Source organism: Bacteroidales bacterium MB20-C3-3 (assembly GCA_035609245.1).
GTDB lineage: Bacteria > Bacteroidota > Bacteroidia > Bacteroidales > UBA932 > Bact-08.
Genome location: CP141202.1, coordinates 496,850 through 511,747, shown reverse-complemented (window position 1 = coordinate 511,747; position 14,898 = coordinate 496,850). Strand labels below are relative to the sequence as shown.

Annotated in this window: 16 protein-coding genes; 2 read left to right on the top strand and 14 right to left on the bottom strand. The window is 39.8% G+C overall.

Translation table 11 applies throughout. The features are described from left to right. Positions 1-14: 14 nt before the first annotated feature. The 14 genes from U5907_02200 to U5907_02135 form a co-directional block, all read right to left on the bottom strand. Entirely contained in the window at positions 15-473 is a 459-nt protein-coding gene (locus U5907_02200; protein WRQ33468.1) for a V-type ATP synthase subunit K, read from the bottom strand. A gap of 29 nt (positions 474-502) precedes the next feature. Beyond that, entirely contained in the window at positions 503-2,293 is a 1,791-nt protein-coding gene (locus tag U5907_02195; protein ID WRQ33467.1) for a hypothetical protein, read from the bottom strand. 8 nt (positions 2,294-2,301) lie between these two features. After that, a complete protein-coding gene (locus U5907_02190; protein WRQ33466.1) occupies positions 2,302-2,904 on the bottom strand; it encodes a V-type ATP synthase subunit D in 603 nt (200 codons plus the stop codon). A gap of 9 nt (positions 2,905-2,913) precedes the next feature. After that, positions 2,914-4,236, bottom strand: coding sequence for a V-type ATP synthase subunit B (locus tag U5907_02185; GenBank protein ID WRQ33465.1), 1,323 nt, complete (start codon positions 4,234-4,236; stop codon positions 2,914-2,916). After that, positions 4,226-5,977: a V-type ATP synthase subunit A gene (locus U5907_02180; GenBank protein ID WRQ33464.1), complete on the bottom strand. Its 1,752-nt coding sequence runs from the start codon at positions 5,975-5,977 to the stop codon at positions 4,226-4,228. The genes U5907_02185 and U5907_02180 overlap by 11 nt, the downstream gene beginning before the upstream one ends. A 27-nt stretch (positions 5,978-6,004) precedes the next feature. After that, positions 6,005-6,643, bottom strand: coding sequence for a DUF2764 family protein (locus tag U5907_02175; protein ID WRQ33463.1), 639 nt, complete (start codon positions 6,641-6,643; stop codon positions 6,005-6,007). A 2-nt stretch (positions 6,644-6,645) separates the two neighbouring features. Further along, positions 6,646-7,260, bottom strand: a complete 615-nt coding sequence (locus U5907_02170) for a hypothetical protein (protein WRQ33462.1) — start codon at positions 7,258-7,260, stop codon at positions 6,646-6,648. Positions 7,261-7,343: 83 nt separating this feature from the next. Beyond that, a complete protein-coding gene (locus tag U5907_02165; protein WRQ33461.1) occupies positions 7,344-8,504 on the bottom strand; it encodes a sodium ion-translocating decarboxylase subunit beta in 1,161 nt (386 codons plus the stop codon). Position 8,505: 1 nt separating this feature from the next. Next, a complete protein-coding gene (locus U5907_02160; protein ID WRQ33460.1) occupies positions 8,506-8,922 on the bottom strand; it encodes a biotin/lipoyl-containing protein in 417 nt (138 codons plus the stop codon). Positions 8,923-8,943: 21 nt separating this feature from the next. Then, positions 8,944-9,849 carry an OadG family transporter subunit gene (locus U5907_02155; protein ID WRQ33459.1) on the bottom strand — a complete coding sequence of 302 codons (906 nt, stop codon included), beginning with the start codon at positions 9,847-9,849 and terminating at the stop codon, positions 8,944-8,946. A 20-nt stretch (positions 9,850-9,869) separates the two neighbouring features. Further along, positions 9,870-11,423, bottom strand: a complete 1,554-nt coding sequence (locus U5907_02150; GenBank protein ID WRQ33458.1) for an acyl-CoA carboxylase subunit beta — start codon at positions 11,421-11,423, stop codon at positions 9,870-9,872. Between the two features lie 26 nt (positions 11,424-11,449). After that, positions 11,450-11,872, bottom strand: a complete 423-nt coding sequence (mce, locus tag U5907_02145; GenBank protein ID WRQ33457.1) for a methylmalonyl-CoA epimerase — start codon at positions 11,870-11,872, stop codon at positions 11,450-11,452. A gap of 128 nt (positions 11,873-12,000) precedes the next feature. Then, a complete protein-coding gene (locus U5907_02140; protein WRQ33456.1) occupies positions 12,001-12,714 on the bottom strand; it encodes a YebC/PmpR family DNA-binding transcriptional regulator in 714 nt (237 codons plus the stop codon). A 31-nt stretch (positions 12,715-12,745) separates the two neighbouring features. Further along, complete coding sequence (locus U5907_02135; protein WRQ33455.1) at positions 12,746-13,414, bottom strand: tetratricopeptide repeat protein; 669 nt, start codon at positions 13,412-13,414, stop codon at positions 12,746-12,748. Between the two features lie 98 nt (positions 13,415-13,512). On the opposite strand from U5907_02135, the gene U5907_02130 reads away from it, so the two are divergent. Further along, positions 13,513-14,601, top strand: coding sequence for a DNA replication/repair protein RecF (locus tag U5907_02130; GenBank protein WRQ33454.1), 1,089 nt, complete (start codon positions 13,513-13,515; stop codon positions 14,599-14,601). Then, positions 14,598-14,888: a DUF721 domain-containing protein gene (locus U5907_02125; protein ID WRQ33453.1), complete on the top strand. Its 291-nt coding sequence runs from the start codon at positions 14,598-14,600 to the stop codon at positions 14,886-14,888. The genes U5907_02130 and U5907_02125 overlap by 4 nt, the downstream gene beginning before the upstream one ends. The last annotated feature ends 10 nt before the right edge of the window (positions 14,889-14,898 follow it).

Here is a 14,898-nt window from a genome sequence, read left to right as displayed (position 1 = left end):
TGTATTTTACAGGATTATGCAGGAATTGCAAGGAATGCAGCTGCAAAAGCAAGGATTGCATATAATTCAGGGAATACTCCAAGAATAAGGGTTTTTCCAAATACATCCTGACCATTACTCATCTCAACAATACCGTTTGCAACAATAGATGCCTGCTTTAGGGCTGAGAAATAACCAACAACTCCAAGACCAACACCTACCGCAAAAATTGCAAATCCTTGTCCCAGACTTAATACCGGCATCTCAAGAAGCCTGTTAAGCATAAGAAAGAAACCGGCAAATCCATAAAGACCCTGAGTAGAAGGGAGTGCGCAAAGAATCATTGCAGAGCCGAACATATCCGGATTCTTCTTTAGAGCACCAATAGTTGCGTTACCGCCCATAGTTACCCCTATAGTGCTTCCAATACAGGATACAGCAAGCATTATGCCCATACCAACATAGGCTAGTGTCAATGGTAATAATTGTTCCATAATTTTTTGTGTTTTATTGTTTTAATTTATTAATTCTCATTTTTTGTAAGTGGTCTGAAGGCTCTGCCTCCTCCGCCGAAACCTGCATTTTTGTAAAACTCTACAAATGTAAGACGCATAGGGTGTACAAAAGCACCAAGGCTATTAAGAAGTAAAACAGCAGTGTGGCCTACAAGCAACATTAAACCGGTAAAAAACCATCCAACATAAGGAATTCCTGACATATTCATTGCAACAGAGTTTACAACCAGCCCCAAAATTCCACCCGCTGTACCCAGACCAAACAGCCTTATATACGAGAGCATATCTCCAAAAATACCGGTAATGTCATAGAGAGAAAATGCACCCTTCATAACTCTTTTTAAAATATTACCCTCTGTACTTGAGAACAGGATAATCATAGCAAGACCGGCGTAACCAATGTAGCTTACATATTCAGGGATAACAAGATCAGGAAGCATAGTCCCTGCATAAATTATTGAAAACCATATTATAAGAATAGACCAGCCAATATTGTGCATACCATGCTGCCAACCTTTTCTTATCATAGAGTCAATTGCATTAACCAATCTGGCTACTACTATCTGGAACAGACCAAATATTATAGCAAACCAGAACATCTTGATGTCAGAAAAGAAGAGTTCTTTTATGGAGTCAGGCATAGGGATTATATCTTGAAGCTTAGCTCCGAAGAAAACGCCATTGAGCATAGGCATCAACATGGCACCTATTCCAAGAAACTGAATCAGCATCATGTAACCCCTCATTTTTGGAAGTTTGAATCTTCCAATTGTACCTGCTGTAAAAAGTACAATCCCATACCCAATGTCACCCAGGCAGAGCCCGAAAAATAACATATAGAACGGAGCAAAGTAGGGGGTTAGATCCAGCTCTCCATATTTTGGAAGCATATAAAGCTCTCCAATAGGTTCAAATAGTCTTGTAAAGAAGTTATTTTTCAGCTTTATTGGAGGATTGTCCTCCTCTTTGGCTTTCTCCTCAAGAAAATAGACTCCTGTGCTTTCAAAGAATTCATGCAGTTCATCTCTTTTATCTGCAGGAGAAAAGCCTGTCATTACAGCGATGGTGCCCTCTGCCTCCTTTACTGAGGAGACACCGGCAAGGTGTAATTCCAGATTTGCTCTTTCAGCCACAGCCCCTGAGTGTATTTTATCAATCCTTGCAATCAGGGCGAGCAGCAGATCCTCTGTTGAGTCAATTTTTGCTTTAGTGCTCTCTATTACTTTATCAATTGAATTGTAGGAATTAGCAGGGAATTTGCTCTCAGGATATTTGAAGTGAAGCTCTTCATTGTTTTGGACCAGCAGAACGAAATATCTTTTACCTCCTTCAACTGATAATGTATGAATAATATACTGACTCTCCCATTCAGGATTATAACTGGATTCAGAGATAATGTAGAAGTGCATCTGATATCCTAAAGAGGTTATTTTGTCAATATCATCTTTGGTAAATGCTCCCCACTGGTATGCATCATCTCTTTCCCGGATAAGAAGTTTAAGATCAGAAGAGAGATTCTCCCTGTCGCTTATTGCTCTTTCTGCGAGTTGAAGAAGTTCTTCAGAGGAGAGAGAGTCAAGGTCATTTGTTAATGAAATACTCTTGGAAGGGATTGATTCGGAGAGAGCTTTTAAAGCTTTCTCGGCAGAGGCATATCTTTCAAGCAGTGAAAATTTTTCCTTTGAGTGTTCATCAACAGCCTTATTCTCTCTTGTAATATCTACCATTCCCAATTCCTGTACCCTCTCTAGAAATGGTAATACCTCTTTGTGAAAGAGGACAAAAGAGTATTTTGTCATTTTTGTAATCATAAGGCAGCCTCCTCCTGTAGTTGTCTGTTTTTAACGATTTTTTGTGAGGCTTTGGAGAGGTTCTCCTCATCCTCCATAAATCGTTTAATCTTAAGAATAGCCTCTTTATAACCTGGAATCTGGACCTTCTCGTAGAGGTTAACCTTCTGAGTGGTCTTCTTTCTGGCAAACTCTAGCAGCCTCATCTTTTCAAGATATATTTCAGATTCAATGCCCAACTGGGCAAGTTGCTGAAGTATTTTTATACCGTCTGCATACCAGACAGGTTTTTTGAAAAAATTATAGGGCTTTACATCGTAAATAACCTCTTTCAAAGATGGTGTTTTTATTCCGGCAATTTTTACCGTTTCTAACTCCACATCCTTTACTGAGATTAAACCGGGTTCGAATTCAGTCCATAACCCTGCCAGATAGTCGTAAGATTTCAGTGAAGAGGCCAATTGTTCCAAAAGTTCGTCTGAACGATATTTTGCTCTCTTAACCTCCATTCTGAGCGCAGATTCCTTATTTTTAAGGGTAGGCAGCGCATTTGTGCGCACCTTAAGCTGCTTGTTAAGGTCGTTAAGAGAGGTTTTATTAAATTGGAATTTTATAGCCATAACAGAAATCTATGCGGTTTTCCAGTATTTATTCAAAATATCCTCTTTAATGCTAAGCTCTTCTCTTGTGAAATATTTTGAGAATAGTTCCCAGGCAGTGTCAAGCATTTGAGTTGTGTTTATATTTACATCAATAGCAAGAAGTCTGCTTGAGTATGCCTTTGCATAATCCAGACATCTCACATCATAGTCACTAAGGTCAAATCCGTTTTCCAGCTTGGTCTTGGCATTTGCTGCATCCGCGTAAAGACGGACGGCTGCGTTCATCACCTGATTGTGGTCTTCACGAGTCTTTTTGCCGATTACTAATTGTTTAAGCCTTGACAGAGATCTGAAAGGATCCACAATTACCTTTCCTGTATCAGAGTCAGACCTCAGGAATAACTGTCCCTCAGTGATATAGCCAGTGTTGTCAGGTATAGCGTGTGTAATATCTCCTCCACTTAATGTTGTTACAGCAATAATAGTTATTGAGCCGCCATCTGGCAATTGCACTGCTTTCTCGTAGATTTTTGCCAGGTCAGAATAGAGAGAGCCGGGCATAGAGTCTTTAGATGGAATCTGATCCATACGATTACTTACAATACTTAAAGCATCGGCATAAAGCGTCATATCTGTCAGGAGAACCAAAACCTTTTCGTTCTTATCAACAGCAAAATATTCGGCAGCAGCCAGGGCCATATCGGGAATGAGAAGCCTCTCAACAGGAGGCTGCTCCGTAGTGTTTACAAAACTTATGATTTTATTAAGTGCACCGGCATTCTCAAACATTTGTTTAAAATAGAGATAGTCATCGTTTGTAAGACCCATCCCGCCAAGAATAATTTTGTCAACATCTGCCCTAAGTGCAACCTGAGCCATCACTTGGTTATAAGGTTGGTCAGGGTCTGCAAAAAATGGAATCTTTTGTCCGGATACAAGTGTGTTATTCAGGTCAATTCCTGCAATACCTGTTGGTATTAGCTCTGATGGTTGTTTCCTTCTGAAAGGGTTAACAGATGGACCTCCAATATATCTCTTTTCTCCCTCTACAGGAGGCCTGCTATCAATAGGAAGACCATATGAGTTGAAGAATCTTCCGGCAAGCTCTTCACTAACATGAATTGTAGGAGGTTCTCCAAAGAAAACAACCTCTGCATTTGTAGCGATACCATCAGTACCTTCAAATACTTGAAGGGTAATTAAATCATCTTTTATTTTAACAACCTGAGCCAACCTTCCGGCAACGGTTGCAAGCTCCTCGTTTGCCACACCGGAGGCTCTGAGGGAGATGGTGGCTTTTGTAATAGCCTCCACTCTGGTATATATCTTTTGAAATGCTTTAGTTGCCATCTTCAATCTCTTTTTTAAGTTGTTCAAGATATTTGTTGAACTCTGTGCTTTGATATTCAGAGTAGTTCATCTGACGCATTGTGTTAATCAGCTTTTTAAAGTAGTCCGCACACTCTTCAAAATTGTCAAACTCCTTTTCAAGATCACAAATCTCCATTACCAGATTGTACATAAATTTTTGTCTGTCCAGAGGAGTAGACTGATCTATTTTGTCAAATGCATCCTGTTGAAGGATAATGAAGTCTAATAGTTCAGATTTCCAGTATCTTGTGTGGTACTCAATAGGAACTCCATCGTCTCCGAGAATGTTAATCTGGTCGTAAGCCTCTTTTCCTCTGAGGGCTATGTTTTTCCCTTTTAAAACTTTTTCAACCCAGTCATCACTGAATCTTCTCTTAAGATCTTCAATAATCTCAGGATATTCAAGGTATTTTGAGTAAGAGTCAATAGGGTCAACAGCCGGATATCTCTTTTTATCAGCCCTGTTCTGTGCTAGTGCATAGAAGCATCTGGCTGCCTTTTTTGTAGATTCGGTAACAGGCTCTTTCAAGTTACCTCCTGCGGGAGAAACTGTTCCGATAAAGGTTACTGAACCTGTTTTGCCATTGTATAAATTAACAATACCTGCCCGTGCGTAGAAGCTTGAAATAATTGCCGGCAGGTCCATAGGGAATGCATCTGCTCCGGGAAGCTCCTCCATTCTGTTGGACATCTCTCTGAGAGCCTGCGCCCATCTGGAAGTTGAGTCTGCCAGAAGAAGAACTTTCAGACCCATTGCTCTGTAATATTCACCTATTGTCATTGCTGTATAAACAGAGGCCTCCCTTGCAGCAACAGGCATGTTGGATGTGTTACAAATTATTGTTGTTCTCTCCATCAACTTCCTGCCGGTTCTTGGGTCAATAAGCTCGGGGAACTCTGTAAAAATCTCAACAACCTCATTTGCCCTCTCTCCGCAAGCTGCCATTATTATTACATCTGCTTCCGCCTGTTTTGATATTGCGTGCTGAAGAACTGTCTTGCCACATCCAAAAGGGCCTGGGATAAATCCTGTGCCACCCTCTGCCATTGGATTAAATGTGTCAATTGTTCTTACACCTGTCTCCATTATTCTGAATGGTCTGGGTTTGTCTTTATATGCGGTAATTGCAACTTTTACAGGCCATTTTTGCATCATCGTAATTTTATGCTCAACTCCTGCCTCGTCTTTAACAACAGCGATTGTATCTGTAACTTTATATTTACCGGCCGGCACAACAGATTTTAATATATAGCTCTCCTTCATAATGAACGGAACCATAATTTTGTGAGGAAGCCATCCCTCTTTAACCTCTCCTAACCACGAGGCAGCAGTAACTGTTTCACCCTCTTTGGCTTCCGGAGTGAACTCCCACTCCTTATCAAGATCAAGAGGCTGGGTGTACTCTCCTCTGGTCAGGAAAACCCCCTCCATTGTTTCAAGGTTGTTCTGAAGGCCGTCATAGTTGCTAGAGAGAATACCCGGGCCAAGAGTGACCTCCAGCATATGGCCATTAAATTCTGCAGTATCACCAACCTTCATCCCGCGGGTACTTTCGTACACCTGAACAAAAGCATTTTTGCCATTTACTTTTATCACCTCTGACATAAGCTTTGTTCCCGCCAGGTCAATAAAGCAGATCTCATTCTGGGAAACGGGACCATCAACCTCAATGGTTACAAGGTTTGAGATGATCCCTTTTACTGTTCCTCTGGTTTTCATATCTTGTAATATATTATTTTTCTCTTTTTATTCCTTATCCTCATTTTTATATGTTTCCTTTACCTCATTCACAAGCTTTCTGAAAAGTTCGGCACCTAACTTTTTGTCAAGTGCATCCCATCTTTTGGCTAGTGTAAGGCGTGTGGCAAATGAGAGAATCCAGTCTATGTCAAAATAGTTGAATGTTGTTATTTGACTGGCTTTATTCCACCTCATAAGGTCAAGTCCCTGTTCCTTTTCAAGAATATTGGAACTTGAAAGGAGAGAAATAAGTTTTGCAGATTCTCCAAAAAAATCTGATGCTCCAAAATCTGAGGCTCTGCTGCTTTTTATTGAGTTAACAAGGTTGTTCTCTCCAATAAGATATTCAGATACATCTAAGCCCATTTGCTTAGAAACATAGGCTGTCTGGATGTTACGCATATCCAGGTCGAATCTGAAAAATTCATTCAGAAACCGGTTGCGGGTTTTAAAAACCTCTCTGTAGAAATGAGAAGTGAGATTTTCACCTTTTAATCCAAACAAGAGCCAATCAAGATACTTCTTTTCTTTTGGATTGATATTCTCTTTTATATGATCAAAAAGTAGATCAATATTATGGCTGCTTTTTTCAAAATCAGGAAAAATTTCAGGGAGTCCCGCTATAAGATAAGGATAGTTATTCATAACTATTCATTAAATAAAAACTCACGAGTTTTTGGTTTAAGAAACTCACTGAAAAGATGCTGAAGATCCTTATCGGTAAAGCTTATATGATAGCCCTCTTTTGCAGGTCCTATCTTGAATCCGTTTTGGATTTTATTATCAAACTTAATCTCGACACTTTCTTGTATATGTTTTGTTGCTTCGCTTTTAAAGAAAGACTCCAACTCTGCCCTTTTATTTTCCGGAAGAAGAAGTGACAGAGAGACCATATCGCTGCCTTTTGGATTAAAGGCCGATATTGCAGACATAATTAACTCCTTCAGAAAAGAGGTATTGTCTGAAACTGCTGTCACAGGTTTGTTGATTGAGTTAGAGATAAGGGTATTCTCAATTTGATTTTTAAGGGTGGTTATTGTCTGCCTGAAGGCCATTTTAATTTCGGTCTCCATCTTCTGCTTAATATCCAGAGCATCTTTTTGTGCTGCGGATACTATTTTGTCAGACTCTGCTCTTGCATCTGCAAGAATTGCGGCGGCATCTTTTTTTGCCTTGGCCACCATCTCCTCGGCCTCCTGTTTACCCTTTGACAGACCTTCGTTGTACAATTTGTCTGTTAGCTCTTGCAACTTGTTTTGCATACCATGTAAATTAATGTGAATTCACAAATTTACAAAAAAAAAGAGCACCTGAACCAGGTGCTCTCTAAAAAAAATGCTATAATTTATGATAAAAATCCTAAAAGTATACCTGCGGCAACCGCGCTTCCAATTACGCCGGCAACATTTGGCCCCATAGCGTGCATAAGAAGATAGTTTGTTTTATCATATTCAAGACCTACATTATTTGATACCCTTGCTGAGTCCGGAACTGCAGAAACCCCTGCGTTTCCAATAAGTGGATTAATTTTGTTTCCATCTTTAAGGAATACATTGAAGAGTTTAACAAACATTACACCTGCTGCTGTGGCAATTACGAATGATAAAGCTCCAAGTCCAAATATGTAGACAGATTTCCATTGCAAAAACTTGTCTGCCTGAGTTGAACAACCTACTGTAACACCAATCAATATGGTGATTACATCAATTAGCGGTCCGCGGGCAGTCTCTGCCAATCTTCTGGTAACTCCGCTCTCTTTAAGAAGGTTTCCAAAGAATAGCATACCAAGCAGAGGAAGACCTGAGGGAACAATAAAGGCCGTCATAAGGAAACCGATGATAGGGAAGAGTTTTTTCTCGGTCTGAGAGACGGCTCTTGGAGGTTTCATTCTTATAAGTCTCTCTTTGTTAGATGTAAGCAGTCTCATTACCGGTGGTTGAATTACAGGTACAAGTGCCATATAGGAGTAAGCAGATACAGCTATTGCCCCCATCAAATCCGGAGCCAGTCTGGAAGACAGGAAGATTGCTGTAGGACCATCGGCACCGCCGATTATACCAATTGCACCAGCCTCAGCAGCAGAAAAGCCCATTAAAAGAGCTATTGCATAAGCTCCAAAAATACCAAACTGTGCAGCAGCACCAATCAAGAGTAATTTAGGATTTGAAATTAATGCAGAAAAATCTGTCATTGCTCCAATTCCGAGAAAAATCAGAGGCGGGTACCAGCCCTGCTGAACCCCCTGATAAAGTATGTTCAGTACAGATCCCTCTTCATACACACCCACACTTAGCCCGGGAAAGAGAGGGATATTACCTATAATAATACCAAACCCTATAGGCACCAGGAGCAGTGGCTCCCAATCCTTCTTTATAGCGAGATAAATAAACACAAGGCCTATTGCAATCATGAGGATGTGACCCCATGTTGCATTGGCAAAACCTGTATATTGCAGGAATTGTGTCAGGTTATCTCCTAATTGAGAAAATAATCCTTGATTTTCCATTTTATCCAATGATTATTAGTGGTGCACCCTCCAGTACAGAGTCGCCCTTGTTTGCTTTGATTGAAATAATTTTTCCGTCAGCACTTGCCTCAATAACATTCTCCATCTTCATAGCCTCAAGTACCATCAGTTTTTGACCTCTCTTAACCACATCTCCCTCTTTCACGACAACCTCCAGAATAACACCCGGAAGTGGTGATGTAACAGCAGTTTCAGAACCTGATGCTGTAGGTTTGGCAACATTTGACGGAGCCGGTGCTGGTTTGTTTGGTTTTGCAACTACCTGTTTCTTCGCAGGACGCTCAATTTCAACCTTGAATGGAATTCCGTTCACCTCTACTTCTGCGATTGTATCGTCTATGTCGTTTACAGTTACGGCATAGTCGTTACCATTAATCTTTAGTTTATATTCTTTCATAATTGTATTGACTTAATGTGGTTATTTTTTACAAGGTTTCTCACGAAGTGTGTAAATCTTTGAGCTCCATGGTGAGTAATTTTTAGTAACTCGTGCAATGGTTAGAATTGTATTTTCTATGTCGTGAGATTCGTCATCCATAGCATACATATGCATTGCTGCCGCAATTGCCGCATATATCTCTGCAGATGTCTCCTCTTCTGCCCGTGCAGCTTTCTTTCCGTGAGTCTTCTCTGCTCTCTCCATATTCTTTTTTACATTGTATTTGCCAATTTGCTTAAATACAACATAAAGAAGAATAAGTGCGAGGAATACTACAGACATTGCGGTAAGTGACATAATTACTCCATAGGGGTCAATTCTTTTGAAAACTGCAGATGCAGATTCTTTGTCAACTCCTGAGTTATTTGTACTGGGGGAGGTTCTGGCCATAACCTGCCAGCCATCGCTACCATCTCTTGATCCGATTCCATCCTCTATTCTTCCGTAAGTAACATTTGTATCAAGATCCCTAACGATTTTGATTCTGTCAATTATGGTTCTGCCATCAGAAGCGACTAATAAAACTTCGTCTGAATCTTCAAGAGTGAAATTTATATGAAATGTTCCTCTGTATGGCTGGTTATCTGCCCAAAATAGTATGTGCTGTCTGGGCTTAATTTTAGTTAGTACATCACCCTTTGGGATTACATATTTTGTAAGGTTGTTCGGGTCATTAGTCAGATAGCATCCGCCAATGTTTACAGTGCCGTAAGATGAGTTGAAAAGTTCAATCCATCCGCTCTTGTGTCCGAAGTCATCAACAAAGTCATCTGTATTGTATACAAGGTATTCATTAATGCACATATCGGCCTGGCTCTGTCCATTCAGCTGGATGCCGGCTAACATAAGCCCAGACAACAGAAATATCTTTAATAATCTTTTCATATTGTTCCGGATTATGATTTTTATAGAGGAAGGTTATCGTGCTTCTTCGGCGGATTTGTAACCTTCTTTGTAGCCAGCTGCTGGAGTGATCTGATGATCCTGAAACGGGTGTTTCTAGGCTCGATAACATCGTCAATATATCCAAAGCGAGCTGCATTGTATGGGTTTGCAAAAGCATCCCTGTACTCTTTCTCCTTCTCTGCTGACAGTGCTGCTGGATCTTCAGCAGCTGCCACCTCTTTTCCGTAGAGAACCTCAATTGCTCCTGAAGGTCCCATTACAGCAATTTCAGCTGTAGGCCATGCATAGTTGATGTCTCCGCGAAGGTGCTTGCTGGACATAACGCAGTAAGCTCCACCATATGATTTGCGAAGAGTAACAGTGACTTTTGGAACTGTTGCCTCTCCGTATGCAAAAAGCAGTTTTGCTCCGTGAAGAATAATTCCGCCATACTCCTGCTGTGTTCCGGGCAAGAATCCAGGTACATCAACAAGTGTTACAAGAGGAATATTGAAAGCGTCGCAGAAACGAACAAATCTTGCTGCTTTTCTGGATGCATTGTTGTCCAGAACTCCTGCAAGAACCTTAGGCTGATTTGCAACTATACCAACAGATGTTCCGTTGAATCTTGCAAAGCCAACTATAATATTTGTAGCGTAGTCTCTGTGAACCTCAAGGAATTTTCCATCATCAACAATAGCACCGATTACCTCATACATATCGTATGGTTTGTTAGGGCTGTCAGGAATAATTTCGTTAAGGGAGTCCTCTAATCTGTCGATTGGGTCATTAGTGTGAACAATAGGTGCCTCCTCAAGATTGTTCTGAGGGAGGAAGCTGATAAGTTCACGAATAATTCTGATGCCATCCTCCTCTGTATCAACTGCAAAGTGAGCAACACCACTCTTTGTAGCGTGAACTGACGCACCACCAAGCTGTTCCTGAGTTACATCTTCGCCGGTCACAGTCTTAACAACCTTAGGACCTGTCAGGAACATATAACTCGTTCCTCTGGTCATGATGTTAAAATCCGTAAGGGCAGGGGAGTAAACAGCACCACCCGCGCATGGACCAAAAATTGCAGATATCTGAGGGATTACACCTGAAGCAAGAATATTTCTCTGGAAAATCTCTGCATATCCGGCAAGTGCGTTAACACCCTCCTGAATTCTGGCTCCTCCTGAGTCGTTTACACCAATTACAGGAGCACCCATTTTCATGGCCTGATCCATAATCTTGCAAATTTTCATTGCAAAGCTCTCTGATAGTGACCCTCCAAATACAGTAAAATCCTGGGCAAATACATAGACCAATCTGCCTTCAATTGTACCATATCCTGTTACAACACCATCTCCTAGGAATCTCTCCTTTTCCATACCAAAGTTTGTGCAGCGGTGTGTGACAAACATGTCAAACTCCTCAAAACTTCCTTCGTCTAATAGCATTGAGATTCTCTCTCTGGCAGTGAATTTACCCTTCTGATGCTGAGAGTCAATTCTTTTTTGACCTCCACCCAGACGCGCTTTTTCACGAAGCTGAATAAGCGCCTTAACCTGTTCAAGTTGCTGGCTCATTTGTATTATATGTTTGATATTTATTATTAGCAGTTAGCTTTTTTAGGATCTTCACACAGTTCAGTGAGTACGCCTATTGTAGATTTTGGATGAAGGAAAGCAATATTGAGCCCCTCAGCTCCTTTGCGAGGAGTTTTGTCAATTAGCTGAACACCTTTCTCAGCAAGCTCTTCAAGAGACTTTTGTACTCCATCTTCAGTTGCGAAAGCAATGTGATGAATTCCCTCTCCTTTTTTCTCTATGAATTTACCTATAGGCCCCTCCGGATCTGTGCTCTCCAGTAATTCAATCTTGGTCTGGCCAATTTTAAAAAATGCAGTTTTTACTCTTTGATCTGCTACCTCTTCAACAGCATAGCATTTAAGACCGAGCATCTCTTCGTAAAAGGGAATGGCTGATTCTAATGACTTTACAGCAATACCGATGTGCTCAATATGCGACAGTTTCATAACGAATTATAATTAGATGATTGAAATTTGTAAGTAAATATCAGGCAAAGGTATGCATTAATAAGAGTTTTAACAAAAAAAAAGCAGCCAATTTTGACTACTTTTTTAACTCATTAAAAACTTTAATATTAGTTTGCCAGAGTATGATATACATTTTGTACATCATCGTCATTTTCAAATCGTTCTATAAGTTTTTCAAGCTCTGCTCTCTGATCGTCGGGCAAACTCTTTAACTCTACGGTAGGTATTCTCTCAAAAGAGCCTGAGACCATCTCGTATCCCTTCTCTTCAATGAATTTCTGAATAGATCCATAGGATTCAAATGCACCATAAATCAATATGCAATCTTCATCTGCAAATACCTCTTCTGCACCAAAATCGATCAACTCCAGTTCCAGTTCATCAAGGTCAATTTCATTAGTCTTAATTTTGAATACGCATTTGCGTTCAAACATAAATTCAACACTTCCTGATGTACCCAGTGATCCTCCGAATTTGTTGAAATAACTTCTAATGTTGGCAACCGTTCTAGTGGTGTTGTCAGTAGCTGTCTCCACGAGAAAAGCAATACCATGAGGTCCGTATCCCTCGTAAACAACCTCTTTATAGTCAGAGTGGTCCTTTTCAACAGATCTCTTAATAGCCCTTTCAATATTGTCTTTAGGCATATTCTCACTTCTTGCATTAGAAATGAGAGCTCTGAGTCTGGGATTATTATCGGGATCTGTTCCGCCTGATTTAGCAGCCATGGTAATCTCTTTAGCTAAACGAGTAAAGATTTTTGCCATGTTTCCCCACCTCTTGAACTTTCTCTCTTTTCTGAATTCAAACGCTCTGCCCATAGTCTGTAATTTTTGGATGCTGCAAAACCTCTTATAAAGTAAGTCTTGAAATATATTTGTCTATATCGTAACCTTCAACGCTTTGAGGATATTTATCTTTGATTGTTTTGTATGTCTCAACAGCCTTGGCAGTATCTCCAAGCTCTTCGTACATAATTCCGGCTTTGAGAAGATATCCTGCAGCAAAAGTGTTATCAGCAAAGTCGGCAGCTTTTAAATAGAAGGAGAGAGCCTCTTTGTAATTTTCAAGTCCTGCATAAGCATCACCAATATTACTTATTGATCTTGCTTTCATGATTGGATCATTACCATCATATTTTTTTAGATATGAGATGGCATTCTCATAGTTTCCAAGCTGGAGTTCAGAGATGCCTGCATACATATAAACTGATTCGCCGGCCTTACTTCCGTATTCATCAATTATTTGGGCAAATCCGAGAGAATTGCCGTCTCCGTTAAGAGCCAGAGCAAAAGAGTCTGAACGAAAATGTTGTTCAGCCATAAAAGTTTGAGCAAGAGCTTCATTAATAAGCGGTTTGCGGTACAGGTGCTGATAGGCAAATCCTATAGCTGCAATTGCTATAATTGCTATTGCAGAGTACAAAAGCGTTTTTTTGTTTTTCTCAATAAAATGCTCTGTTGTATTCAGTGCCTGTTCAACAGATTGTTCAGGATCCTGGTGTTGGTTTTTCTTTGACATCTCTAATTTTTTTAGCAGGGTGCAAATTTACAATATTTTGTCTAATCACAAATTATTAATAGATAAAAGTAGTAACTTTGTATAAGAAAAGCGAATAAATGTATCTTAAAAAGATTTCCTTAAGTAATTTTAAAAACTTTGGCGAGGCTACTGTTAACTTCTCGCAAAAGCTTAATTGCATTACCGGAATGAATGGAGCAGGCAAAACCAACCTTCTGGACTCCATATACTATCTCTCAATGACTAAAAGCTATCTCTCCTCACAGGACCAGACGGCTATCTCTTTTGAAGAGGATGTGGCATTTATATCGGGAGAGTATAAGAACGATGACAGCTCTACAGACCAGATATCCCTCTCTCTTAACAGATCCGGAGATAAGCAGATGAAGAGGAACGGAAAACTTTACAAGCGATTGTCAGATCATATCGGAATCATACCTATCGTTATGGTCTCTCCATACGATACTTGTTTAATTAATGAATCAGGAGATGAGAGAAGAAAGTTTCTGAATGCAGTCATTTCTCAGCTGGACAGAGAGTATCTAAGAAGGGTTCAGAATTATAATAACCTCCTTGCTCAGAGAAATAAACTTTTAAAGACAGATTTCAGGAACAGACTTCTATTGGATACAATTTCTGAGAAAATGCAGGAGAATGCGGTCTATATTTATAATTGCAGATGTGAGTTTGTTAAAGATTTTGTCCCTTTTGTAACCAAATTTTACAAAGATATTTCAGGTGGAAGAGAGAAGGTATCAGTTGATTATAAATCAGATCTGGAGAGAGGGAGCTTAATTGAACTCTTAAATGAGTCGTTCGAAAGAGAATCCCGTCTCGGCTATACAACTGTGGGAGTGCACAGAGATGAACTGCTTTTTGGAATGGATGGCGAACAGATTAGAAAAGTTGGATCTCAGGGTCAGCAGAAATCTTTTTTAATATCTCTGAAACTTGCACAATATTCACTTTTTAAGGAGAATACTAAACATAATCCACTTTTGTTACTTGATGATGTTTTTGATAAACTGGATATAAAAAGGGTTGAGTTCCTTTTAAATCTTGTCTCTTCCAGTACTTTTGGTCAGATATTCATAACTGACAGTAACAAAGTAAGAATAGAGAATATATTGTCAGAGATAGGCAACGAAAGTAAAACAGTTGAAATAGAGGGAGGGGTTATTCTATGAAAAGAAAGGATTATATGAAAATTGGAGATCTGATACCTGAGTACATTCAATCAATGGGTATTGCCAGGGGATTGGTTGGAAATTCAGTTTGTACTGCTTTTGATCAGGCATTAGACAACAGATTTACCAAATATATAATTAGCAGAGAATTTAGTAATGGCAAGCTTTTTTGTACGCTAAGTTCTTCTGTTGCAAGAGATTCTTTGTCCTTGTACAAAACCGCTCTAAAAGAGAGGATTAATTCAATTGTTGGAGAGGAGATTGTTAAAGAAATAGTATTCAGGTAATAACATAAGT

What these genes read in the sequence shown, in the direction of transcription:
- U5907_02150 (WRQ33458.1), bottom strand. Translation starts at nt 11,423, where the DNA reads ATGAGCCAGCAACTTGAACAGGTTAAGGCGCTTATTCAGCTTCGTGAA.
- U5907_02170 (WRQ33462.1), bottom strand. Translation starts at nt 7,260, where the DNA reads ATGCAAAACAAGTTGCAAGAGCTAACAGACAAATTGTACAACGAAGGT.
- U5907_02160 (WRQ33460.1), bottom strand. Translation starts at nt 8,922, where the DNA reads ATGAAAGAATATAAACTAAAGATTAATGGTAACGACTATGCCGTAACT.
- U5907_02180 (WRQ33464.1), bottom strand. Translation starts at nt 5,977, where the DNA reads ATGAAAACCAGAGGAACAGTAAAAGGGATCATCTCAAACCTTGTAACC.
- U5907_02175 (WRQ33463.1), bottom strand. Translation starts at nt 6,643, where the DNA reads ATGAATAACTATCCTTATCTTATAGCGGGACTCCCTGAAATTTTTCCT.
- U5907_02185 (WRQ33465.1), bottom strand. Translation starts at nt 4,236, where the DNA reads ATGGCAACTAAAGCATTTCAAAAGATATATACCAGAGTGGAGGCTATT.
- mce (WRQ33457.1), bottom strand. Translation starts at nt 11,872, where the DNA reads ATGAAACTGTCGCATATTGAGCACATCGGTATTGCTGTAAAGTCATTA.
- U5907_02200 (WRQ33468.1), bottom strand. Translation starts at nt 473, where the DNA reads ATGGAACAATTATTACCATTGACACTAGCCTATGTTGGTATGGGCATA.
- U5907_02130 (WRQ33454.1), top strand. Translation starts at nt 13,513, where the DNA reads ATGTATCTTAAAAAGATTTCCTTAAGTAATTTTAAAAACTTTGGCGAG.
- U5907_02190 (WRQ33466.1), bottom strand. Translation starts at nt 2,904, where the DNA reads ATGGCTATAAAATTCCAATTTAATAAAACCTCTCTTAACGACCTTAAC.
- U5907_02155 (WRQ33459.1), bottom strand. Translation starts at nt 9,849, where the DNA reads ATGAAAAGATTATTAAAGATATTTCTGTTGTCTGGGCTTATGTTAGCC.
- U5907_02135 (WRQ33455.1), bottom strand. Translation starts at nt 13,414, where the DNA reads ATGTCAAAGAAAAACCAACACCAGGATCCTGAACAATCTGTTGAACAG.
- U5907_02140 (WRQ33456.1), bottom strand. Translation starts at nt 12,714, where the DNA reads ATGGGCAGAGCGTTTGAATTCAGAAAAGAGAGAAAGTTCAAGAGGTGG.
- U5907_02195 (WRQ33467.1), bottom strand. Translation starts at nt 2,293, where the DNA reads ATGACAAAATACTCTTTTGTCCTCTTTCACAAAGAGGTATTACCATTT.
- U5907_02125 (WRQ33453.1), top strand. Translation starts at nt 14,598, where the DNA reads ATGAAAAGAAAGGATTATATGAAAATTGGAGATCTGATACCTGAGTAC.
- U5907_02165 (WRQ33461.1), bottom strand. Translation starts at nt 8,504, where the DNA reads ATGGAAAATCAAGGATTATTTTCTCAATTAGGAGATAACCTGACACAA.